At 71.5% G+C, this 19475-nt stretch carries 25 protein-coding genes; 7 read left to right on the plus strand and 18 right to left on the minus strand.

What is annotated here, in order from left to right:
* Positions 1 to 13 precede the first annotated feature (13 nt).
* Positions 14 to 610, minus strand: a complete 597-nt coding sequence (petA, locus tag EV684_RS15905) for a ubiquinol-cytochrome c reductase iron-sulfur subunit (protein WP_132648270.1) — start codon at positions 608 to 610, stop codon at positions 14 to 16.
* 194 nt (positions 611 to 804) lie between these two features.
* Between petA and mscL the strand changes: the two genes are divergently transcribed.
* The gene (mscL, locus tag EV684_RS15910; protein ID WP_132648271.1) at positions 805 to 1227 is read left to right on the plus strand and encodes a large conductance mechanosensitive channel protein MscL; all 423 of its coding nucleotides are present in this window, start codon (positions 805 to 807) and stop codon (positions 1225 to 1227) included.
* 51 nt (positions 1228 to 1278) lie between these two features.
* Entirely contained in the window at positions 1279 to 3603 is a 2325-nt protein-coding gene (locus tag EV684_RS15915; RefSeq protein WP_132648272.1) for a DUF1631 family protein, read from the plus strand.
* A gap of 1 nt (position 3604) precedes the next feature.
* On the opposite strand, the gene pdxA is transcribed toward EV684_RS15915, so the two are convergent.
* Together pdxA and EV684_RS15925 are read right to left on the minus strand one after the other, a co-directional pair.
* Positions 3605 to 4594, minus strand: coding sequence for a 4-hydroxythreonine-4-phosphate dehydrogenase PdxA (gene pdxA / locus EV684_RS15920; RefSeq protein WP_132648273.1), 990 nt, complete (start codon positions 4592 to 4594; stop codon positions 3605 to 3607).
* Positions 4591 to 5364 carry a Nif3-like dinuclear metal center hexameric protein gene (locus EV684_RS15925; protein WP_132648274.1) on the minus strand — a complete coding sequence of 258 codons (774 nt, stop codon included), beginning with the start codon at positions 5362 to 5364 and terminating at the stop codon, positions 4591 to 4593. The genes pdxA and EV684_RS15925 overlap by 4 nt, the downstream gene beginning before the upstream one ends.
* Between EV684_RS15925 and EV684_RS15930 the strand changes: the two genes are divergently transcribed.
* A complete protein-coding gene (locus EV684_RS15930) occupies positions 5363 to 6523 on the plus strand; it encodes a S1C family serine protease (RefSeq protein WP_200222336.1) in 1161 nt (386 codons plus the stop codon). The two genes, EV684_RS15925 and EV684_RS15930, sit on opposite strands and share 2 nt — an antisense overlap.
* A 12-nt stretch (positions 6524 to 6535) precedes the next feature.
* Here EV684_RS15930 and tatC read toward each other — a convergent pair whose 3' ends face one another.
* From tatC to argB, 13 genes are all read right to left on the minus strand, one after another.
* The gene (tatC, locus tag EV684_RS15935; RefSeq protein ID WP_132648275.1) at positions 6536 to 7333 is read right to left on the minus strand and encodes a twin-arginine translocase subunit TatC; all 798 of its coding nucleotides are present in this window, start codon (positions 7331 to 7333) and stop codon (positions 6536 to 6538) included.
* A complete protein-coding gene (gene tatB / locus EV684_RS15940; RefSeq protein ID WP_132648276.1) occupies positions 7330 to 7827 on the minus strand; it encodes a Sec-independent protein translocase protein TatB in 498 nt (165 codons plus the stop codon). Before tatB ends, tatC begins: the two co-directional genes overlap by 4 nt.
* 4 nt (positions 7828 to 7831) lie before the next feature.
* Positions 7832 to 8071 (minus strand): Sec-independent protein translocase subunit TatA, encoded by a 240-nt coding sequence (gene tatA / locus EV684_RS15945; protein WP_009856608.1) that lies wholly within the window; start codon positions 8069 to 8071, stop codon positions 7832 to 7834.
* A gap of 68 nt (positions 8072 to 8139) precedes the next feature.
* Positions 8140 to 8487, minus strand: coding sequence for a histidine triad nucleotide-binding protein (locus EV684_RS15950; RefSeq protein ID WP_132648277.1), 348 nt, complete (start codon positions 8485 to 8487; stop codon positions 8140 to 8142).
* Positions 8484 to 8864 carry a DUF4870 family protein gene (locus tag EV684_RS15955; protein ID WP_132648278.1) on the minus strand — a complete coding sequence of 127 codons (381 nt, stop codon included), beginning with the start codon at positions 8862 to 8864 and terminating at the stop codon, positions 8484 to 8486. The genes EV684_RS15950 and EV684_RS15955 overlap by 4 nt, the downstream gene beginning before the upstream one ends.
* A gap of 2 nt (positions 8865 to 8866) precedes the next feature.
* Complete coding sequence (locus tag EV684_RS15960; RefSeq protein ID WP_132648279.1) at positions 8867 to 9244, minus strand: phosphoribosyl-ATP diphosphatase; 378 nt, start codon at positions 9242 to 9244, stop codon at positions 8867 to 8869.
* Positions 9241 to 9630: a phosphoribosyl-AMP cyclohydrolase gene (gene hisI / locus EV684_RS15965; RefSeq protein ID WP_132648280.1), complete on the minus strand. Its 390-nt coding sequence runs from the start codon at positions 9628 to 9630 to the stop codon at positions 9241 to 9243. The genes EV684_RS15960 and hisI overlap by 4 nt, the downstream gene beginning before the upstream one ends.
* Positions 9631 to 9640: 10 nt before the next feature.
* Entirely contained in the window at positions 9641 to 10078 is a 438-nt protein-coding gene (locus EV684_RS15970; protein ID WP_132648281.1) for an NUDIX domain-containing protein, read from the minus strand.
* Positions 10071 to 10949 (minus strand): ATP-binding protein, encoded by an 879-nt coding sequence (locus tag EV684_RS15975; protein WP_132648282.1) that lies wholly within the window; start codon positions 10947 to 10949, stop codon positions 10071 to 10073. The genes EV684_RS15970 and EV684_RS15975 overlap by 8 nt, the downstream gene beginning before the upstream one ends.
* Positions 10946 to 11602 carry a ligase-associated DNA damage response endonuclease PdeM gene (pdeM, locus tag EV684_RS15980; protein ID WP_132648283.1) on the minus strand — a complete coding sequence of 219 codons (657 nt, stop codon included), beginning with the start codon at positions 11600 to 11602 and terminating at the stop codon, positions 10946 to 10948. The genes EV684_RS15975 and pdeM overlap by 4 nt, the downstream gene beginning before the upstream one ends.
* Before the next feature lie 7 nt (positions 11603 to 11609).
* Complete coding sequence (gene slmA, locus EV684_RS15985; protein ID WP_132648284.1) at positions 11610 to 12281, minus strand: nucleoid occlusion factor SlmA; 672 nt, start codon at positions 12279 to 12281, stop codon at positions 11610 to 11612.
* Positions 12282 to 12352: 71 nt separating this feature from the next.
* The gene (locus EV684_RS15990) at positions 12353 to 13045 is read right to left on the minus strand and encodes a pyrimidine 5'-nucleotidase (RefSeq protein WP_132648285.1); all 693 of its coding nucleotides are present in this window, start codon (positions 13043 to 13045) and stop codon (positions 12353 to 12355) included.
* On the minus strand, positions 13042 to 13944 hold the full coding sequence (gene argB, locus EV684_RS15995; RefSeq protein ID WP_132648286.1) for an acetylglutamate kinase: 903 nt from the start codon (positions 13942 to 13944) through the stop codon (positions 13042 to 13044). The genes EV684_RS15990 and argB overlap by 4 nt, the downstream gene beginning before the upstream one ends.
* A gap of 219 nt (positions 13945 to 14163) precedes the next feature.
* Between argB and EV684_RS16000 the strand changes: the two genes are divergently transcribed.
* Positions 14164 to 14793: a phasin family protein gene (locus EV684_RS16000; RefSeq protein ID WP_132648287.1), complete on the plus strand. Its 630-nt coding sequence runs from the start codon at positions 14164 to 14166 to the stop codon at positions 14791 to 14793.
* Positions 14794 to 14854: 61 nt separating this feature from the next.
* Entirely contained in the window at positions 14855 to 16084 is a 1230-nt protein-coding gene (locus tag EV684_RS16005; protein WP_132648288.1) for a patatin-like phospholipase family protein, read from the plus strand.
* A 1-nt stretch (position 16085) separates the two neighbouring features.
* Here EV684_RS16005 and EV684_RS16010 read toward each other — a convergent pair whose 3' ends face one another.
* Positions 16086 to 17576, minus strand: coding sequence for a carboxypeptidase M32 (locus EV684_RS16010; protein ID WP_132648289.1), 1491 nt, complete (start codon positions 17574 to 17576; stop codon positions 16086 to 16088).
* A gap of 46 nt (positions 17577 to 17622) precedes the next feature.
* A complete protein-coding gene (locus EV684_RS16015; RefSeq protein ID WP_132648290.1) occupies positions 17623 to 18108 on the minus strand; it encodes a YqaA family protein in 486 nt (161 codons plus the stop codon).
* Positions 18109 to 18200: 92 nt separating this feature from the next.
* On the opposite strand from EV684_RS16015, the gene dusB reads away from it, so the two are divergent.
* Both dusB and EV684_RS16025 read left to right on the plus strand, forming a co-directional pair.
* Positions 18201 to 19238, plus strand: a complete 1038-nt coding sequence (gene dusB, locus EV684_RS16020) for a tRNA dihydrouridine synthase DusB (protein WP_132648416.1) — start codon at positions 18201 to 18203, stop codon at positions 19236 to 19238.
* Positions 19235 to 19468 (plus strand): Fis family transcriptional regulator, encoded by a 234-nt coding sequence (locus EV684_RS16025; protein WP_132648291.1) that lies wholly within the window; start codon positions 19235 to 19237, stop codon positions 19466 to 19468. The genes dusB and EV684_RS16025 overlap by 4 nt, the downstream gene beginning before the upstream one ends.
* The last annotated feature ends 7 nt before the right edge of the window (positions 19469 to 19475 follow it).

Consider the following 19475-nt stretch of genomic DNA (forward strand, 5'->3'; position numbering starts at 1 on the left):
GTGGTTTGCGGCGTCAGGCCTTCTTGTCCTCACCGATCAGCAGAACGGTGTCGGACAGGTACATGTGCGGCGGAACCTCGAGGTTGTCCGGCGCGGGCTTGTTCTTGTAGACGCGGCCGGCCAGGTCGAAGGTCGAGCCGTGGCAGGGGCACAGGAAGCCGCCCGGCCAGTCGGCGGGCACGCTGGAGCTTCCGCTGCCCTTGGCCAGGCCGCTCGGCGAGCAGCCCAGGTGGGTGCAGATGCCGATCGCGACGAAGTACTCCGGCTTGATCGAGCGCCCGGTGTTCTTCGCGTACTCGGGGATCGGGTAGGCGGTGCGCTCGGAGTTCGGATCGGCAAGCTGGCCGTCGAGCGACTTCAGCTGCTCGATCTGGTCGGGCGTGCGGCGCAGGATCCAGACCGGCTTGCCGCGCCATTCGACGGTCATGCGCTCACCGGGTGCCAGCTTGCTGATGTCGACTTCGACGGGAGCGCCGGCGGCGCGGGCCCGTTCGGAAGGCGCAAAAGTGCTGACGAACGGAACGGCGACCGCCGCGCCACCAACGGCACCAGCGCCGCAGGTGATGGCGATCCAGGTGCGTCGTCCTTGGTCGACGGCAGCGTCACTCATGGATGTCCTCGGGTGTTGCTCGGGAGGGTGGATTCGGGTCAACCCGTGATTCTAGCCGACGCCGAAGGGGCATCGGCCGCCCACCGGCGTGCTTGACGATGCCCGGGCTCGGTCCTACCGTCATCGGCGCCTCTCGGCACGCTCGAGCGCCCCGGGCGCCGACATCCATCCAACGATCATCAGGAGGGGCTCAGATGAGCTTCGCATCGGAATTCAAGGAGTTCGCCACCAAGGGCAACGTCGTCGATCTCGCCGTCGGCGTGATCATCGGCGGCGCCTTCGGGAAGATCGTCGAGTCCCTCGTGGGTGACGTCATCATGCCGCTCGTGGGCAAGATATTCGGCGGGCTGGACTTCAGCAACTACTTCATCCCGCTGGCGGGGCAGGCGGCCACCACGCTGGCCGAGGCCAAGAAGGGCGGCGCGGTCTTCGCGTACGGCAGCTTCATCACCGTGTCGGTGAACTTCGTGATCCTCGCCTTCATCATCTTCGTGATGGTCAAGCAGATCAACCGCATCAAGCGCAACGCCCCGCCGCCCCCGCCGCCGGCGCCCGCGCCCACGCCCGAAGACGTGCTGCTGCTGCGCGAGATCCGCGACGCGCTCGCACGCAAGTAAACCGGCAGGAGCGGGCGGCAGTTGCCGCATACTCGGGGGGCTGTCGTCCGCATGAATCCGCACCCCGTCCATCGCCTGCCCGCCGCACTCGAGGCCGCCGTCCAGCGCATCAAGCTGGCGGCGCGTCAGGCCACCGAACGCACCATCGAGAGCCTGGGTCTGGCCGCGCTCGCGTCGAACAACGCCTTCCAGCGCGACGGGCTGCTGGGTGCGCAGTTCGAGCTCAACCGCAAGTCCGCCGTCTTCGCGCTCGCCTTCAACGAGGAGTTCGACCGGCGCGTGCTGCGCGAGGTTGCGCCGCGCGCCGGCGAGGACTCGACGCAGAGCCCGAGCTGGGAGTCGCTGCGCCTCGTCGAGGACCGTGAACTCGAGATCGAGGTCGCCGCGGAGCGTTTCGGCCTGGAGGCCGCGCACGCCTGCGAATGGGAGCTGCGCGAGCTCGGCGCCTACGTCGGCGCACTGCTGGGCGGGGTGCGCGCCGAGCGCGAGCGCAACCCGCTGCGCCCCGAGGTCGTGGGACACGCGATGTACCAGGCCGTCGAGACCGTCTCCGATCGCCCCGAGGTGCGCGACGCGCTCGCCAAGGAGATGGCGCGCTCGCTGGGCACGCTGCTGCGCGCCACCTATGCCGAGATCGTCGCCGACCTGCGCCGCGCCGGCGTGCAGCCCGCCGGGCTGACGGTGCGCAACACCGAGTCGCGCAGCGGTGCGCCGAGCACCGGCTTCGGCGCGTCCGAGCGCGGCGGCGAGTCCGAACGCGCGGCGCTGGGCCCGGAGGTGGACAGCCGCTGGGGCAGCCGCCGCGGCAGCGGCAGCAGCTTCGGCCCGAGCACGCGCTCGGGGCAAGCCGGCGGACGCGGCACGCCGCTGGGTGACGTCGATCCGGCGATGATGGCGCTGATGCGCCGCATCACCTTCGCCGAGGCTGCGGCGATGGCCGATGTGGCCGACGCCGGCTCCGGCCCGGCGCTGCCCAACCTGATCCACGCCCATCGCGACGAGCTTCGCCAGGCTGCCGGCGGCTCGCTGGACCTGATGGTCATCGACGTCATCGGCAGCCTGTTCGACCAGATCCTGTCGGACCCGAAGGTGCCGCCGCAGGTCGCGCGCCAGATCGCGCGCCTGCAGCTGCCGGTGCTGCGCGCGGCGCTCGGCGACCCGAGCTTCTTCTCGTCGCGCCGCCATCCGGTGCGCCGCTTCGTCAACCGCATCGCCTCGCTGGGCGCAGGCTTCGACGACATCGGCGGCGACGGCGCCCAGCGCGTGCTGGCCCGCATCCGCGAACTCGTCGACGAGGTCGTGCAGGGTGACTTCGACCAGCTCGAGGTCTACCAGAGCAAGCTCGCCGCGCTGGAGGCCTTCGTCGCCGAGCAGGGCCGCGACGAGGTGCGCGAACAAGGCGACGCCGCCGAGCTGCTGGCCGCCAAGGAAGACGAGCTGCGGCTGCGCCAGCTCTACGCGCAGCAGCTGCACGGCGAGCTCAAGGGCCTGTCGGCGCCGGAGTTCCTGCGCGACTTCATCAGCCAGGTCTGGAGCCAGGTCGTCGTCGCCGCGAGCGAGCGCCACGGCGCGGAGGCCGACAAGGTGCGCCACCTGCGCCAGGTCGGCCGCGAGCTCTTCATGAGCGTGCAGCCCAAGACCTCGTCGGCGCAGCGCAAGAGCTTCCTGGCCGAGCTGCCCAGGCTGATGAAGGACCTGGGCGAAGGCCTGGACCTGATCGGCTGGCCGGAGGCCTCGCGGCGCGAGTTCTTCGGCCGCCTGCTGCCGGCGCACGCCGAGTCGCTGAAGGCGCAGCCGGTTCGGCCGCTGGACTTCAACCTGCTCGCCCGCGAGGTCGACGGCGCCCTGCAGCGCCCGCTGCCGTCGCGCGAGGCGCTGCGCGCCGCGCCGGCCAGCCTGCCGGTGCTCGACGAGGTCATCGCCGAGCCCAGCTTCAGCGCCGAGGAGGCCGCGCGCATCGGCCTCGTCGACGAGAGCCAGGTCGACTGGAGCGGCCACATCGACATCGTCGTCGGCGAGGACGCCCCGGTCACCAGCGCCGACACCGCGATCGGCGGCCTGCCCACACCGTCCGAGCCGGTCGAACCCACCGAGGGCCGCGCGCTCGCCGAACACGTGCAGGTCGGCTTCGCCTACCGCATGCACGCCGGCGACGCCTGGCAGAAGGTTCGGCTGGTGCACGTCAGCGCCGGACGCACGTTCTTCGTCTTCCACCACGGCGGACGCCACAAGCAGACCATCTCGCTGACCCAGCGCATGCTGCTGCGGCTGTGCGAGACCGGGCGCCTGCGCGCCTACGAGAACGCCTACCTGCTCGAGCGCGCGACGGCGCGTGCGCGGCGCCAGCTCGCCGCGATGGGCAGCGCAGGCGCCTGATTCAGGCGCGCGCGGCCACCGCCGCACGCGCCCAGCCGATGGCCGCCACCAGGCTGGACGGATCGGCCGCGCCCTGCCCCGCGATGTCGAACGCGGTGCCGTGGTCGGGGCTGGTGCGCACGAAGGGCAGGCCCAGCGTCACGTTGACGCCCTGCTCGACGCCCAGGTACTTCACCGGGATCAGGCCGTGGTCGTGGGTCATCGCGACGACCAGGTCGAAGGCGCCGCGGCGCGCGCGCATGAACACGGTGTCCGGCGGGAACGGGCCTTGCGCGTCGATGCCCTCGGCGCGCGCGGCCTCGACGGCCGGGGCGATGATCTCGATCTCCTCGCGGCCGAAGAGCCCGCCTTCGCCGGCGTGCGGATTCAGCCCGGCCACCGCGATGCGGGGCCGCGCCTGACCCCAGGCGGCGGCGGCCGAGTGCGCGATGCGCAGCGTTCGCAGCACGGCCTCATGGGTGACGAGCTCGATCGCCTGGCGCAGCGCGACGTGGATCGTCACCAGCACCACACGCAGCTCCTCGTTGGCCAGCATCATGCGCACCGGCGGCAGCTCGCCGCTGTCGGCGGCCAGCGCCTGCAGCATCTCGGTGTGGCCCGGAAACGGCACGCCGGCGGCGGCCAGCGCCTCCTTGTGGATCGGCGCGGTGACGATGGCCGAGGCCTCGCCGGCGCGCACGCGGCGCACCGCCTCCTCGATGCAGGCCGCCGCAGCCGCTCCGGCGCGCCCGTCGACGCGTCCCCAGGGCAGCGCCACCAGGCCTTCGGGCAGCCCGGGCGGCACCAGCACCGGCAGGCAGCCCGGTGGCACCGCGGCCAGGTCGGCCGGCGAGTCGATCACGGCCACCATGCCGGCACCGGCGCGGCGCAGCACCGCCGGGTCGCCGACGACGACGCAGCCTGCGGCCTCGCCCTGGCGGAAGGCGGCGGCGATGATCTCCGGGCCGACGCCGGCGGCGTCGCCCATCGTGACCAGCAGCGGCGTGTTCATACCGGGTTGTCGATCTCGATGAAGCGGTGCTCGATGCCGAAGTGCGCCGCCACCGCGGCCGCGGCGGCCGGAGCGCCGTAGCGTTCGCTCGCGTGGTGGCCGCAGGCCAGGAAGGCGACACCGGTCTCGCGCGCCAGATGCGCCTGCTGCTCCGAGACCTCGCCGCTCAGGAAGGCGTCGGCGCCAGCGGCGATCGCGGCCTCGAAGTAGCCCTGGGCACCGCCGCTGCACCAGGCGATGCGCCGCAGCGGCCGGCCGTCGCCGGGCAGCAGCAGCGGCCGGCGTGCCAGCGCCAGCTCGACACGCGCGGCCAGCGCCGCCGCGTCGCCGGTGCCGGCGGCCGGGCCGATGAAACCGATGTCCTGCTCGCCGAAGCGTGCGTCGGCCAGCAGGCCCAGCCGGAGACCGAGCTGAGCGTTGTTGCCGAGCTCGGCGTGCGCGTCCAGCGGCAGGTGGTAGGCGACGAGGCTCAGGTCGTGTTTCATCAGCCGGCGCACACGTTCGCCCAGCCAGCCGGTCAGCCGCCCGTCCTGGCCGCGCCAGAACAGGCCGTGGTGCACGAACAGCAGGTCGGCCCCGGCGGCGATGCCGGCGTCGATGAACTCGCGGCAGGCGGTGACGCCCGAGACGATGCGGCGCACCTCGGCCCTGCCCTCGACCTGCAGGCCGTTCGGCCCATAATCCCGGAACGCCTCGGGCTTCAGCAGCCCTTTGAGGAAGGCGTCGATCTCTTTCAGCTCGGCCACCGGCGCCGTCTCCTTCTCGTCCATGTTGCGCAGAACCTGGCTCGTATTCTCGCAGGCGGTCACCGTCGCGCTGGGCGGACTCTTCGTCGTCGAGACGCTCAAGCCGGAGTGGCTGCCACGCGGCCCGGTGCTGCCCGGCGCGACCATCGTGCAGGCCACGCTGCCGGTGGCCGGTGCCGCCAGCGGCGTGCACGCCGGAGGCTACAGCGCCGCGGCGCGGCGCGCGACGCCGGCTGTCGTCAGCATCGTCGCGACCAAGATGGCGCGCCGCAGCCCGCATGCCGACGACCCGCGCTTTCGTTTCTTCTTCGGCGACGAGGCGGCGAGCCGGCAGGCGCAGACCGGCCTGGGCTCGGGCGTCATCGTCTCGCCCGAGGGCTACCTGCTGACGAACAACCACGTCATCGAGGGCGCCGACGAGATCGAGGTCCAGCTCGCCGACGGCCGCCAGGTGCGTGCGCGTGTCATCGGCGCCGACCCCGAGACCGACCTCGCGGTGCTGAAGATCGACCTGGACAAGCTGCCGATCGTCGCCTTCGGCGACGCGCTCTCGCTGCAGGTCGGCGACGTCGTGCTGGCCATCGGCAACCCGTTCAACGTAGGCCAGACCGTCACCGCGGGCATCGTCAGCGCCCTGGGACGCAACCAGCTCGGCCTGTCGACCTTCGAGAACTTCATCCAGACCGACGCCGCGATCAACCCCGGCAACTCGGGCGGCGCGCTGGTCGACGCGGCCGGCAATCTGATCGGCATCAACACCGCGATCTTCTCGCGCAGCGGCGGCAGCATGGGCATCGGCTTCGCGATCCCGGTGGACATCGCGCGCCAGGTGATGGAGTCGATCGTGCGCGAAGGCCGCGTGACACGCGGCTGGATCGGCGTCGAGCCGCGCGACCTGACGCCCGAGATCGCCAGGAGCCTGGGCCTGCCGGTGAACAACGGCGTGCTGATCACCGGCGTGCTGCAGGACGGGCCGGCCAGCCGCGGCGGGCTGCGCCCGGGCGACGTCGTCACGCGCATCGGCGAGACCGAAGTCGCCAACACGACCGAGCTGATGTCGGCGGTGGCGGCGCTCAGGCCGCGCACCGAAGCCGTGATCGGCGTGCAGCGCGGTGAACGTGCGCTGGAGGTGCGGCTGGTGATCGGCGAGCGGCCGGCGGCGATGCGGCGCACGCCGCGCTGAGACGCGCCGGCGTCAGCCGGCCTCGCCGCGGCCCTCGGCGGCGTCTTCGGGCGCCTTGGTGTGCCTGATGAAGAGTTGCGCGGCGATGATGCCGGCCTCGTAGAGCACGATCATCGGGATCGCCAGCGCCAGCTGCGAGATCACGTCCGGCGGCGTCACCACCGCGGCGACGATGAACGCGCCGACGATGAAGTAGCCACGCGCCTTGCGCAGCTGGGCAATCGTGACGATGCCGATTCGCGCCAGCACGACCACCGCCACCGGCACCTCGAACGCCACGCCGAAGACCAGGAACAGCGTCAGCACGAAGCCGAAGTACTCCTCGATGTCCGGAGCCGCGGTGATCGCACTCGGCGCGAAGGCCTGGATGAACTTCGACATCCCCGGGATGACGATGAAGTAGCAGAAGGCCACGCCGACGATGAACAGCACCGTGCTGCTGACAACCAGCGGCAGCACCAGCTTCTTCTCGTGCGAATACAGCCCCGGCGCGACGAAGGCCCAGACCTGGTAGAGCACGACCGGCAGCGCCACCATCAGCGCAGCCATCAGCGTGATCTTCAGCGGCACCAGGATCGGCGAGATGACGTTGGTCGCGATCAGCGTCGCGCCCTTGGGCAGGTGCGCGACCAGCGGCGCGGCCAGCAGGTCGTAAAGCGCCGAGGGCCCGGGCCAGAACGCGAGCACGGCGAAGGCGACGCCGACGGCGATCAGCGCCCGGATCAGCCGGTCGCGCAGTTCGATCAGGTGGGAGACGAACGGGGCTTCGGTGCCGGCGAGTTCGTCGTCCTTCGGGTCCGGCGCGCTCATCGACGCGGCCCGATGCCGGGCGGACGGAAGCGCGCGACACGCGCCGCGCCCGACTGGGCCCGCGTGCGCACGCCGTGGCGCTGCTTGTACCAGAGCGGCGTGGCGCCGCGCTTGAGGCGCCAGTTCTTCTTCGGCGGCCGGTACTCGGGCACCGGCGTCGACAGCGCCTCGGACGCACCCGACGGGGTGCCGCCGGCATAGGCGTCGGCCGCCTCGCGCCACTCGGACTCGACGGCGCTGCTCGCGGCCTGCACCTCGCGCTGCACGCTCTGACTGACGTCGCGCGCGGCGTCCTGGAACTGGTCTTTCATCTTGCGCAGCTCGTCGAGCTCGATCGAGCGGTTGACCTCGGCCTTGACGTCGGCGACGTAGCGCTGCGCCTTGCCGAACAGATGTCCGAGCGTGCGCGCCACCTTGGGCAGCTTTTCGGGCCCGATGACGATCAGCGCGACCGCACCGATCAGCGCGATCTTGTCGAAACCGAAGTCGAGCACGGGATCAGTGCTTGGTCTTGGCGTCGACGTCGACGGTGTTGGCGTCGTTGCGCTGGGCCGTCGTCACCTGTTGCGGCGGCGCCGGCGGCGTGTCTTCGGCTTCGTTGGCGCCCTTGACGCCGTCCTTGAAGCCCTTGACGGCGCCACCGAGGTCGGCGCCGATGTTCTTCAGCTTCTTCGTGCCGAAGATCAACACCACGACCAGCAGCACGATGAGCCAGTGCCAGATGCTGAAGGAACCCATGTCTTAACTCCTTTGGAGGAACCGTAAATTCTATGGCGAGTGCGCCGGGCACCCCGGGGGCGGTGAGGTCAGCCCTTGGCCCAGGGCCGCGGGCCGCCCATCACGTGCATGTGCAGGTGGTAGACCTCCTGCCCGCCGTCGGGCCCGTTGTTGACGACGACACGGAAGCCATTGGTCACGCCCTGCTCGCGCATCAGCTTGGGGGCCAGCGCCAGCATGCGGCCCAGCAGCGCCTCGTGCTCCGGGCCGGTGTCGGCCAGCGTCGCGACGTGCTGCTTGGGGATCACCAGCAGGTGCACCGGCGCCCAGGGGTTGATGTCGTGGAAGACGAGCAGTTCCTCGTCCTCGTAGGCCTTCTTCGCCGGGATCTGGCCGGCGGCGATCTTGCAGAAGATGCAGTTCGGGTCGTGCTTCATGCCGGGAGGGCCTGGTTGGAATTGAGGGCGCTCCAGCCGCGGACGATGCGGTAGAGGAACCAGATCGAGATCAGCATCCAGGCGATCCAGCCCGGCAAGACGAACAGCAGCCACAGCGGGATCGTCAGCAGGTAGGCCAGCCCGGCGAAGATCACGCTGCGGATGCGCCAGCGGAAGTGCGACTCCTGCCAGGACCCCAGCGCATCGCCGCGTTTGACGAGGTCGATGACGAAGGCGATCAGCAGCAGCACGATGCTCGCCTGGATGCCGGGCACGACCGCGCTGACCGCGACGATCGCGTGCAGCAGGTAGCTCACGTGCCCCAGCGTCTTCAGCGAGGCCTCGCGCTCGGCGTTGGCCACGACATCGTTCGTCATCGTCATCCTCCTTCGGAGTTCTCGCGCTGGCGGACCTTGCGCAGCGCGAACTCCTCCAGTCCGGAGAGTCCTTCGCGGCGCCGCAGTTCCGCCAGCACCTGCTCGGGCCGCAGCCCGAAGTGCGACAGCGCAACCAGGCTGTGGAACCACAGGTCGGCCACTTCGCCGACCAGGCGCTCGGGCACGCCGTCCTTGGCCGCCATCACGACCTCGGTGGCCTCCTCGCCGACCTTCTTCAGGATCGCGTCGGTGCCCTTGTGGAACAGGCGCGCGACGTAGCTCTTGTCGGGGTCGCCGCCGTGGCGCGAGTCGATGACGTCGGCCAGCCGCGCCAGCGTGTCGTCGCCGCCGGCCGGCGACGCGGAAACGGAATCGTTCATTTGTAGATGCTCTCGGGGTCCTTCAGCACCGGCTCCACCGTCTGCCAGGCCCCACCCTCGTAACGCCGGAAGAAGCAGCTGTGCCGACCGGTGTGGCAGGCGATGCCCGGTTCATGCCCGGTCTGCGTGACTTTCATCAGGATCACGTCGGCATCGCAGTCCAGGCGCAGCTCGTGCACGGTCTGCACGTGGCCCGATTCCTCGCCCTTGTGCCAGAGGCGCTGGCGCGAGCGGCTCCAGTAGACCGCCTCGCCGCGGCGCGCGGTCTCGGCCAGGGCCTCGCGGTTCATCCACGCGACCATCAGCACGTCGCCGGTGGTCGCTTCCTGGGCGATCGCCGGCACCAGGCCGTCATCGCCCCACTTCACGCTGTCGAGCCAGTCCATGGGGGGCAGTTTACGCAGCCGTGTGCGTCGCGCCGGTGAATCCCCGTTCCTCGGCGAACCAGGCGAGCACCGGCACCGTGCCCGGCAGCACCGGCACCACCTCGACGGGCAGCGTCTGCCAGGCCATCTGCTGGCGCTCGCGCATCTCGAACTCGCCTTGCCAGGCGTAGACCTTGCAGAAGTGCAGCCGCACGCGGGCGTGCGGGTAGTCCATCAGCTCGATCTTCCAGGGCTCGGCCGGGCCGATCGTGATGCCGAGCTCCTCGTGCAGCTCGCGCCGCAGCGCCTCTTCGACCGTCTCGCCGGCCTCCAGCTTGCCGCCCGGGAACTCCCAGTGGCCGGCGTAGACCTTGCCTTCGGGGCGGCTGGTCAGCAGGAAGCGGCCGTCGGGGGCCACGAGAACCCCGACCGCCACGTCCACCGGCGTGCGCTCCGTCGCCTCAGCCATCGCCCAGCCTCCCGGCGAAGTCGCGTGCGAACTGCTGCGCGACACGCCCCGAGCGCGAGCCGCGCTCCAGCGCCCAGACCAGCGACTCCTGGCGCGCCGCGGCGATCGCCTCCTCGCCGACGCCGAAGGCGCGCAGCCACTGCGCGACGATCGCCAGGTACTCGTTCTGGCTGAACGGGTAGAAGCTGATCCACAGCCCGAAACGCTCGGACAGCGAGATCTTCTCCTCGACGACCTCGCCCGGGTGCACCTCGCCGTCGTCGGTGTGGGTGTAGCTGAGGTTCTCGCGCATGTACTCCGGCAGCAGGTGGCGCCGGTTGCTGGTGGCGTAGATCAGCACGTTGTCGGCGGTCTGCGCCACCGAGCCGTCGAGCATGCTCTTCAGCGCCTTGTAGCCGGGCTCGCCCTCATCGAAGCTGAGGTCGTCGCAGAAGACGACGAAACGCTCGGGCCGGTCGGCGACGAGGTCGACGATGTCGGGCAGGTCCACGAGGTCGGCCTTGTCGACCTCGATCAGGCGCAGCCCACGCGGCGCGTACTCGTTCAGGCAGGCCTTGATCAGCGAGCTCTTGCCCGTGCCGCGCGCGCCGGTCAGCAGCACGTTGTTGGCGCCACGGCCGGCGACGAACTGCTCGGTGTTGCGCACCAGGCGTTCCTTCTGCGCGTCGATCTCCTTCAGGTCGGCGAGGCGGATCGTCGCGACGTGGCGCACCGGTTCAAGCACGCCGGCGTTGCCGCGGCGGCGGTAGCGCAAGGCGGGCGAGGCGGCCCAGTCGGGTGCGGCCGGCGGGTGCGGCAGCACCGACTCCAGCCGCGCGAGCAGCGATTCGGCGCGTGCGAGCAGCGCCTCCAAGGAAGACGTCGGGATCATGAAACCGAGTGTAGGGGGCGCAGCACGTCGTCGACGACGACCCAGGTGCGGTCGCCCGGGCGGTGCTCGACGGTGGCGCAGCCGGTGAAGGCGCCGAAAGCCGGCAGCACGCCGGCCTCGGGCCCGAAGTGGAAACAGGGCAACCGCAGCCGGTCGTGCGCCGGGCCGCCCAGCGACGCCGCGGGGTGCAGGTGGCCGCCGATGACGTAGGCGCCGGCGATCGGTTCGGGTTCGTGCGCCAGCGCCAGCGCGCCGAAGCGCAGCGGACCGTCGACGCAGTCGATGCCCCAGTCCGGCGGCGGGTCGCCGGCGTGGCGGTCGTGGTTGCCGCGCACCAGCGTCAGCGCCAGGCCGGGGTGCCGCGCGCGCCAGCGCGCCACGGCCTGGGCCGTGCCCGGCGTGCGCGAACGCGAGGAGTGGATCAGGTCGCCGAGGAAGATCACCTGGCCGGCGCCGGTGCGCGCCAGCGCGGCGTCCAGCGCCTCCAGCGTCTGGCTCGTGGTGCCAGCGGGCACCGGCACGCCCAGGCTGCGGAAGCTCTGCGCCTTGCCCAGGTGGGCGTCGGCGACGAGCAGCGCGTTCTCGGCCGGCAGGAAGGCGGCACGTTCGGGCAGCAGGACGAGCGCCTGCCCGGCGACCTCGATCTGGACCACCGCCGTCTCAGGCGACGAGGCGTTGCAGCGCCGGCTCGAGCAGCTCCGTCGGCGAACGGCGGAAACCCGAGCGTGCGTAGCGGTGCAGGCGGCCGACCGCGAAGGCGACCAGCGCCGAGGCGACGGCGTTGGCGTCGACGGTGGGCGTCGTCGAGCCGCGTTCGTCGGCCGCGGCACGCAGGCTCTGACGCAGCTGCGACTCCAGCCGGTCGAAGAACTGGTTCATGCGCGCGGCCAGGCGCTCGTGCTCGAAGACCAGCGCGTCACCGACCATCACCCGCGTCATGCCCGGGTTCTTCTCGCCGAACTGCAGCAGCACGGCGACGATGCGCTGGGCCTGCGCCGCGCCCGAGGGCTCGCGTTCGGCGATCTGGTTGACCAGCGTGAAGACGCTGGACTCGATGAACTCGATCAGCCCCTCGAACATCTGCGCCTTGCTCGCGAAGTGGCGGTACAGCGCCGCTTCGCTGACCTCGAGCTTGGCCGCCAGCGCCGCCGTCGTGATGCGCTCGGCACCCGGCTGCTCGAGCATCTGCGCCAGCGTCTGCAGGATCTGCACGCGGCGCTCGCCCGGGCGCGGGCGTTTGCGCGCCGGGGTGGCGGTGGCAAGCGCCGGCGTCGCCGGCTCGGAGACCGCCGCCGGGGCCAGCGGGTCGGCGTGGGCGCTCTGGTCTTCCATGCGGGCGGCGAGAAGGGGATGTCGTTCGGGCGGGAGGGGGCTTTGGGATTCTGGCATATGGCCGCCTGCCGTCATCCCCGCAGCAGCGTGGACAGCCGCACGATCCTGCGGTCGACATAGGGCGGCGCCAGCGTCATGCGCGAGGCCACCGGCATCGCGACACGCGTGCGGCGCGCGAAACGCTGCATCCAGACCGTGCCCATGCCCACCGAGCGTGCGGCCTTCAGGTGGCCCAGCGTGTCCTCGACGAGGATGCAGCGCCAGGGCGGCACCTTCAGCCGCGCCGCGACGCGGCGCAGCATGCGCGTGTCGGGCTTGGGCCGCAGCTGGCCGAAGACACGCATGTCCTCGATCGGGATCACCTGCTCGAACAGGTGCGCGATGCCCAGCACGCCGAGCACACGCTGCGTGTAGCGCGCCGGCGCATTGGTCAGCAGCAGCTTGCGCCCGGGCAGCCGGGCGAGCGCCGCGAAGTCGTGGGCGTGGCCACGCACACGCTCCTCCAGCCCGGGCAGCACGTGGGTCTGTTCGAGGAAGTGCGCGGCGTCCACGCCGTGGTGGCGCATCAGCCCGAGCAGCGTCGCGCCGTAGCGCAGCCAGTAGCGCCGGCGCAGCGCGTCGGCCTCGGCTCGGCTCAACCCCAGCTCGCGCTCGATGTAGTCGGTCATGCCGACGTTCAACTGGCCGAACGCGGCGTGCGACGCGTCGTGCAGCGTGTTGTCCAGGTCGAACAGCCAGACCCGGTCGTGCGCGGCGCCGCTCAATGACTGCGGATCATCGTGCCGAAGGCCTGCTCGGTCAGGATCTCCAGCAGCGTCGCGTGCGGCACGCGGCCGTCGATGATGTGCACCGCGTTGACGCCGCTCTTGGCGGCGTCCAGCGCGCCGGCGATCTTGGGCAGCATGCCGCCGCTGATCGTGCCGTCCTCGAACAGGCCGTCGATCTCGCGCGCCGTCAGGTCGGTCAAGAGCGTGCCGTTCTTGTCGAGCACGCCCGGCGTGTTCGTCAGCAGCATCAGCTTCTCGGCCTTCAGCACCGTGGCCAGCTTGCTGGCGACGAGGTCGGCGTTGATGTTGTAGCTCTCGTTCTTCTCGCCGAAGCCGATCGGGCTGATGACCGGGATGAACTGGTCGTCCTGCAGCGCCTGCACGACCGAAGGGTCGATGGCGGTGATCTCGCCGACCTGGCCGACGTCGTGCTCGATCGACGGGTCGTTCTTGTCGAGCATCTTCAGCTTGCGCGCGCGGATCATGCCGCCGTCGCGGCCGGTCAGGCCCACGGCCTTGCCGCCGGCGGCGTTGATCAGGCCGACGATGTCCTGCTGCACCTCGCCGCCGAGCACCCACTCGACGACTTCCATCGTCTCCTCGTCGGTGACGCGCATGCCCTGGATGAAGGTGCCCTTCTTGCCCAGGCGCGACAGCGCCTCGTCGATCTGCGGGCCGCCGCCGTGCACGACGATCGGGTTCATGCCGACCAGCTTCAGCAGCACGATGTCCTCGGCGAAGTCCTGCTGCAGCGCCGGGTCGGTCATCGCGTTGCCGCCGTACTTGATGACCAGCGTCTTGCCGTGGTACTTGCGGATGTAGGGCAGCGCCTGCGCCAGGATCTCGGCCTTCTCGCGCGGCGTGATGTGGTCGGTGGGGGTCTCGGCGGTGGACATCGGGCGGCTTTCCGTCGGCAGAACAGGGGTGGCCGGCATTGTAGGGACGCGCCCCGGGCGCCGCCGGCCACCCCGCCGGCCAGGCACGAGCGCGCCGGCGTACAGTGCCGCGGCGGTGCGCCGGCACGGATAGAGCCGTCTCACTAGAGTTAACGGATGCAGGCCGCCCGCCCTGCATCCAAGATGCAAGCAGGGCAGCACGAACGACGAGGAGCGACGATGGCAACGAAGAAGGCCCCGACGGCACCCAAGGCCGCGACGAAGAAGGCGGCGAGGCCCGCCGCGCGCAAGACGGCCGCGGCCGAGCGCACGGACAAGGCGATGGCCGGCGCGGTGCGCGACTCGGCGCAGCAGATCTGGCTCGCCGGCATGGGCGCCTTCGCCAAGGCGCAGGAAGAAGGCGGCCGCGTCTTCGACGCCCTGGTCAAGGAAGGCGTGCACCTGCAGCGCAAGACCCAGGCCGTGGCCGAGGAGAAGCTGGGCGAGGTCACCGACCGCATGAGCGCGATGGCGGGCAGCGTCACCGCACGCGCCGGGCAGAACTGGGACAAGCTCGAGGCGATCTTCGAGCAGCGCACCGCCAAGGCCTTGTCGCGCCTGGGCGTGCCGACGGCCAAGGACGTGCAGGCGCTGGTCGAGCGGGTCGACGCGCTGGCCGCCGCGGTCGAACGCCTGAACACCGCCACGGCCCCGGCCAAGGCCGCCCCCGCACCGCGCAAGACCGCGCGCAAAGCCGCCGCCAGGCCCGCGCCGGTGGCCCAAGCCCCGGCAGCGCCGGCCGCCACCGAAGCGCCCGCCGAGGCGCCGGCCCCGGCGAAGAAGCGCGTGCGCCGTCCCAAGACCGCCTGATCACCACCTCTGAACGGAGCGGGGCGAGGGCCCGCCACGGGCCGCATCGCCCCGGCAAGCGATGACGACACCCGACTCCAAGCGCATCGGCCTCGCCCTGGCCGGCGGCGGCCCGCTGGGCGCGATCTACGAGATCGGCGCGCTGTGCGCGCTCGACGAGTCCTTCGTCGGCGTCGACTTCACGCGGCTGGACGGCTACGTCGGCGTCTCCGCCGGCGGCTTCATCGCCGCGGGGCTGGCCAACGGCATCACGCCGCGCGAGCTCTGCACCTCGTTCATCATCAACCAGGGGCCGGGCGACGACGTCATCCACCCGGGGCTGTTCGTGCAGCCGGCCTGGCGCGAGTACGGCCGCCGGCTGGCGATGCTGCCGGCGCTGGTGGCGCACGCCGCCTGGGACTACGCCTTCGAGCGCCGCTCGCTGCTGACGGCGCTCGAACGCCTGGGCCGCGCGCTGCCGGCCGGGCTGTTCGGCCACGAGGCGCTGGAGCGCCAGGTCGCGCGCATGCTGTCGGCGCCGGGGCGCAGCAACGACTTCCGCCAGGTCGCGCGGCCGCTGGTCATCGTCGCCACCGACCTCGACAGCGGCCAGTCGGCGCCGTTCGGCCGGCCGGGCTGGGAACACGTGCCGATCTCGCGCGCGGTGGCCGCCAGCGCGGCGCTGCCGGGGCTGTTCCCGCCGGTGCCCATCGACGGCCGCTGCTACGTCGACGGCGCGCTGAAGAAGACGCTGCACGCGCGCGTGCTGCTCGACCTGGACATGGACCTGGTGCTGTGCCTGAACCCGCTGGTGCCCTTCGAGTCGGGCCACCTCGGACGCCACGCGACACCCAACGCCCGCGCCGGCCAGCGCATTCCGCGGCTGGCCGACGGCGGCCTGCCGGTGGTGCTGAGCCAGACCTTCCGCACGCTGATCCACTCGCGGCTGGAGCTCGGCCTGCGCGGCTACGAGCAGACCCACCCGGACACCGAGATCGTGCTCTTCGAGCCCGACCAGCGCGACCCGGAGATGTTCCTGGCCAACACCTTCGGCTACTCGCAGCGCCGGGCGATGGCCGAACACGCCTACCAGCAGACGCGGGCCGACCTGCGTGCGCGCCGCGAGACGCTGGCGCCGCGGCTGGCCGCGCACGGCATCCGCCTGGACGACGCCGCGCTCGACGACGAGACGCGGCGGCTGATCCCGCTGAAACGCCGCCAGCGCCCGGCACGCGGCGCCACCGCGAAGGCGATGCGGCGGCTCGACGAGGTGCTCGACGAGCTCGAGCGCCGGCTGGCCGCCGCGCGCTGAGTCAGCCCAGGTAACGCGCCTCGAGGTGGGCGCGGAAGTGCGCCGGGTTCAGCGTCTCGCCGCTGGCGCGCAGTGCCAGTTCGTCGGTGCCCCAGCGGCTGGCCTGGGTCCAGATGTTGTCGCGCAGCCAGTCGAAGACCGGCGCCAGCTCGCCGGCGGCGATGCGCTGGTCCAGGTCGGGCATCGCACGGCGCATCGCCGCGAACCACTGCGCGGCGTACATCGCGCCCAGCGAGTAGCAGGGGAAGTAGCCGATCAGCCCCAGCGGCCAGTGCACGTCCTGCATAGCCCCGTCCTTGAAGTTGCCGCGCGTGTCCACGCCCAGCAGCTCGGCCATCTTGGCGTCCCACAGCGCCGGGATGTCCTCGACCTCGATCTCGCCTTCGACCAGCGGGCGCTCGATCTCGTAGCGCAGGATCACGTGCGCCGGGTAGCTGACCTCGTCGGCGTCGACGCGGATGAAACCCGGCTTCACGCGCGTCAGCAGCCTCTGCAGGTTGGCCGGCGCGAAGGCCGGCTGATCGCCGAAGGCCGCGGCGATGCGCGGCGCCAGGCCGGCGACGAAACCGGGGTGGCAGCCGAGCTGCATCTCGAAGGCGAGCGACTGGCTCTCGTGGATGGCCATCGAACGGGCCTGCGCCAGCGGCTGGCCCAGCCATTCGCGCGGCAGGTTCTGCTCGTAGCGCGCGTGGCCGGTCTCGTGGATCGTGCCCATCAGGCTGCCGAGGAACTCGTCGTCGCGGAAACGCGTCGTCAGCCGCACGTCCTCGGGCACGCCGCCGCAGAACGGGTGCGTGCTGACGTCCAGCCGGCCGGCGTCGAAGTCGAAGCCCAGCAGGCGCATCGTCTCCTCGCACAGCCGGCGCTGGGCGTCGCGCGGGAACGGGCCTTCGGGCACCCGCACGGTCTCGCGCGACTGGCGCTCGACGACCTGGCGGATCAGCCCCGGCAGCCACTGGCGCAGCTCGCCGAAGACACGGTCGACCTGGGCCGTCGTCAGCCCGGGCTCGTAGCGGTCCATCAGCGCCTCGTAGCGCGACACGCCCAGGTCGTCGGCCAGGCGCGAGGCCTCCTCGCGCGCCAGCGCGACGACCTCCTTCAGGTTCGGCACCAGGCCGGCCCAGTCGTTGGCCGGGCGCTGCGTGCGCCAGGCGTGCTCGCAGCGCGCGGTGGCCATCTGCTGGCGCTCGACGAGATCGGTCGGCAGCACGTTGGCGGCGCGCCACTGGCGGCGCATTTCGCGCAGGTTGGCGCGGCGCGCCTCGTCCAGCGGCTCGGCCTCGGCGGCTTGCAGGCGCGTGGCCAGCGCCGGGTCGGTGACCAGGCCGTGCAGCAGCGCCGCCATCTCGGCCATCGCCTCGGCACGCGCCTCGTTGCCCTTGGGCGGCATGTTGGCCGACTGGTCCCAGCTGGCGATGGATTGCAGGTGGCCCAGGCGGTGCAAACGGGTCCAGGTGGCGGCGAGCGCGTCGTAGGCGGGCGTGGCGGTCATGCGGAGTCGAGGAAACGGGGCGGGCCGCGATTTTCGCCGCCCGCGGTCAATAGGAGAGCTGGCCCGGGAAGGCCCAGACCAGCCCGGCGGTCATCACGAGGTAGCGCAGGAACTTGCCGACGGCCATGTAGGCCACGCAGGGCCAGAACGGCAGCTTCAGCCAGCCGGCCACCGCGCACAGCGGGTCGCCGACGACCGGCAGCCACGACAGCAGGCAGGCCTTGGCGCCGAAGCGGCGCAGCCACTGCAGCGGCCGCGCCTCGCTGGGCCGGCGGTGCGTCGCGTGTTCGTAGGCGACTTCGCTGCCGTAGCCCATCCACCAGGTGATCGCGCCGCCAACGGTGTTGCCGGCGGTGGCCACGAGGATCGCGGGCCAGAACAGCGAGGGGTCGAGCTTGACGAGGCCGAAGACCGCGGGCTCGCTGCCCATCGGCAGCAGCGTGGCCGACACCAGGGCGACGACGAAGACCGTCGACAGGCCGTACTGCGGCAGCGCCAGCGCCGCCAGCAGCGCGGAGAACCATGCTTCCATCTCGGCAATGATTATCCGCCGCCCTGCGGGCCGGCCCGGTGCCCCCGGTGCCGGCCGGTATACTCCTGCCTCCTTTTTCAGCACCCCCCATGATGAGACTCGGCGCTTTCGAGCTGCCGAATCGCCTGTTCGTCGCCCCGATGGCCGGGGTGACCGACCGGGCGTTCCGCAAGCTGTGCAAGCGCCTGGGCGCTGGCTACGCCGTGAGCGAGATGATCACGTCGCGGCCGGACCTGCGCGACTCGCGCAAGACCTCGCGCCGCGCCGACCACACCGGCGAGGTGGCGCCGATCGCGGTGCAGATCGCCGGCACCGAGCCGGCGATGATGGCCGACGCCGCGCGCCACGAGGTCGACCGCGGGGCGCAGATCGTCGACATCAACATGGGCTGCCCGGCCAAGAAGGTCTGCAACAAGTGGGCGGGCTCGGCGCTGATGCAGGACGAGGCGCTGGCGATCTCGATCGTCGAGGCCGTCGTCGGCGCCTGCGCGCCGCGCGGCGTGCCGGTGACGCTGAAGATGCGCACCGGATGGTGCGCTGGCGAACGCAACGCGCTGCGCCTGGCGCGTGCCGCCGAGGCCGCCGGCATCGCGATGGTCACGGTTCATGGGCGCACCCGCGAACAGGGCTATCAGGGCCAGGCCGAGTACGACACGATCGCCGCGGTGAAGGCCGCGCTCGCCATTCCCGTCGTCGCCAACGGCGACATCGACTCGCCGGCCAAGGCCGCCGCGGTGCTCGCACGCACCGGCGCCGACGCGCTGATGATCGGCCGCGCCGCGCAGGGCCGGCCGTGGATCTTCCGCGAGATCGCGCACTACCTGGCCACCGGCACGCTGCTGGCGCCGCCGGCCACGCACGAGGTGCGCGGCTGGCTGCTCGAACACCTCGAGGAGCACTACGCGCTGTACGGCGAGCACGCCGGCGTGCGCAGCGCGCGCAAGCACATCGGCTGGGCCGTGCGCGGCCTGCCCGGCGGCGAGGACTTCCGCGCCGCGATGAACACCATCGCCGAAGCCGGCGCGCAGTGGCGCGCCGTCGACGGCTTCTTCTCCGAACTGGCCGAACACCACCCGCAGCTGCCCTGCGCGACAGCCGCCAACGACGACCTGGTCGTCAGAAGCGCATGAGCAAGAAACACATCGACGAGTGCGTCCGCGCGACGCTCGAGCAGTACTTCAAGGACCTCAAAGGGACCGAGCCGCACGACATCCACGCGATGGTGCTGGCCGCCGTCGAGAAGCCGATGCTCGACGTCGTGATGCAGCACGCCGCCGGCAACCAGAGCAAGGCCGCCGAGTGGCTGGGCATCAACCGCAACACGCTGCGCCGCAAACTCCTCGAACACAAGCTGATCTGAGACCACC

Source organism: Rubrivivax gelatinosus (assembly GCF_004340905.1).
GTDB classification, from domain to species: domain Bacteria; phylum Pseudomonadota; class Gammaproteobacteria; order Burkholderiales; family Burkholderiaceae_C; genus Rubrivivax; species Rubrivivax gelatinosus.

Bases quoted from the DNA above. Each gene is read 5' to 3' on its own strand.
- petA (WP_132648270.1), bottom strand. From the start codon at position 610: ATGAGTGACGCTGCCGTCGACCAAGGACGACGCACCTGGATCGCCATC.
- mscL (WP_132648271.1), top strand. From the start codon at position 805: ATGAGCTTCGCATCGGAATTCAAGGAGTTCGCCACCAAGGGCAACGTC.
- EV684_RS15915 (WP_132648272.1), top strand. From the start codon at position 1,279: ATGAATCCGCACCCCGTCCATCGCCTGCCCGCCGCACTCGAGGCCGCC.
- pdxA (WP_132648273.1), bottom strand. From the start codon at position 4,594: ATGAACACGCCGCTGCTGGTCACGATGGGCGACGCCGCCGGCGTCGGC.
- EV684_RS15930 (WP_200222336.1), top strand. From the start codon at position 5,363: ATGTTGCGCAGAACCTGGCTCGTATTCTCGCAGGCGGTCACCGTCGCG.
- EV684_RS15925 (WP_132648274.1), bottom strand. From the start codon at position 5,364: ATGGACGAGAAGGAGACGGCGCCGGTGGCCGAGCTGAAAGAGATCGAC.
- tatC (WP_132648275.1), bottom strand. From the start codon at position 7,333: ATGAGCGCGCCGGACCCGAAGGACGACGAACTCGCCGGCACCGAAGCC.
- tatA (WP_009856608.1), bottom strand. From the start codon at position 8,071: ATGGGTTCCTTCAGCATCTGGCACTGGCTCATCGTGCTGCTGGTCGTG.
- EV684_RS15950 (WP_132648277.1), bottom strand. From the start codon at position 8,487: ATGAAGCACGACCCGAACTGCATCTTCTGCAAGATCGCCGCCGGCCAG.
- EV684_RS15955 (WP_132648278.1), bottom strand. From the start codon at position 8,864: ATGACGAACGATGTCGTGGCCAACGCCGAGCGCGAGGCCTCGCTGAAG.
- EV684_RS15960 (WP_132648279.1), bottom strand. From the start codon at position 9,244: ATGAACGATTCCGTTTCCGCGTCGCCGGCCGGCGGCGACGACACGCTG.
- hisI (WP_132648280.1), bottom strand. From the start codon at position 9,630: ATGGACTGGCTCGACAGCGTGAAGTGGGGCGATGACGGCCTGGTGCCG.
- EV684_RS15970 (WP_132648281.1), bottom strand. From the start codon at position 10,078: ATGGCTGAGGCGACGGAGCGCACGCCGGTGGACGTGGCGGTCGGGGTT.
- EV684_RS15975 (WP_132648282.1), bottom strand. From the start codon at position 10,949: ATGATCCCGACGTCTTCCTTGGAGGCGCTGCTCGCACGCGCCGAATCG.
- slmA (WP_132648284.1), bottom strand. From the start codon at position 12,281: ATGGAAGACCAGAGCGCCCACGCCGACCCGCTGGCCCCGGCGGCGGTC.
- argB (WP_132648286.1), bottom strand. From the start codon at position 13,944: ATGTCCACCGCCGAGACCCCCACCGACCACATCACGCCGCGCGAGAAG.
- EV684_RS16000 (WP_132648287.1), top strand. From the start codon at position 14,164: ATGGCAACGAAGAAGGCCCCGACGGCACCCAAGGCCGCGACGAAGAAG.
- EV684_RS16005 (WP_132648288.1), top strand. From the start codon at position 14,855: ATGACGACACCCGACTCCAAGCGCATCGGCCTCGCCCTGGCCGGCGGC.
- EV684_RS16010 (WP_132648289.1), bottom strand. From the start codon at position 17,576: ATGACCGCCACGCCCGCCTACGACGCGCTCGCCGCCACCTGGACCCGT.
- EV684_RS16015 (WP_132648290.1), bottom strand. From the start codon at position 18,108: ATGGAAGCATGGTTCTCCGCGCTGCTGGCGGCGCTGGCGCTGCCGCAG.
- dusB (WP_132648416.1), top strand. From the start codon at position 18,201: ATGAGACTCGGCGCTTTCGAGCTGCCGAATCGCCTGTTCGTCGCCCCG.
- EV684_RS16025 (WP_132648291.1), top strand. From the start codon at position 19,235: ATGAGCAAGAAACACATCGACGAGTGCGTCCGCGCGACGCTCGAGCAG.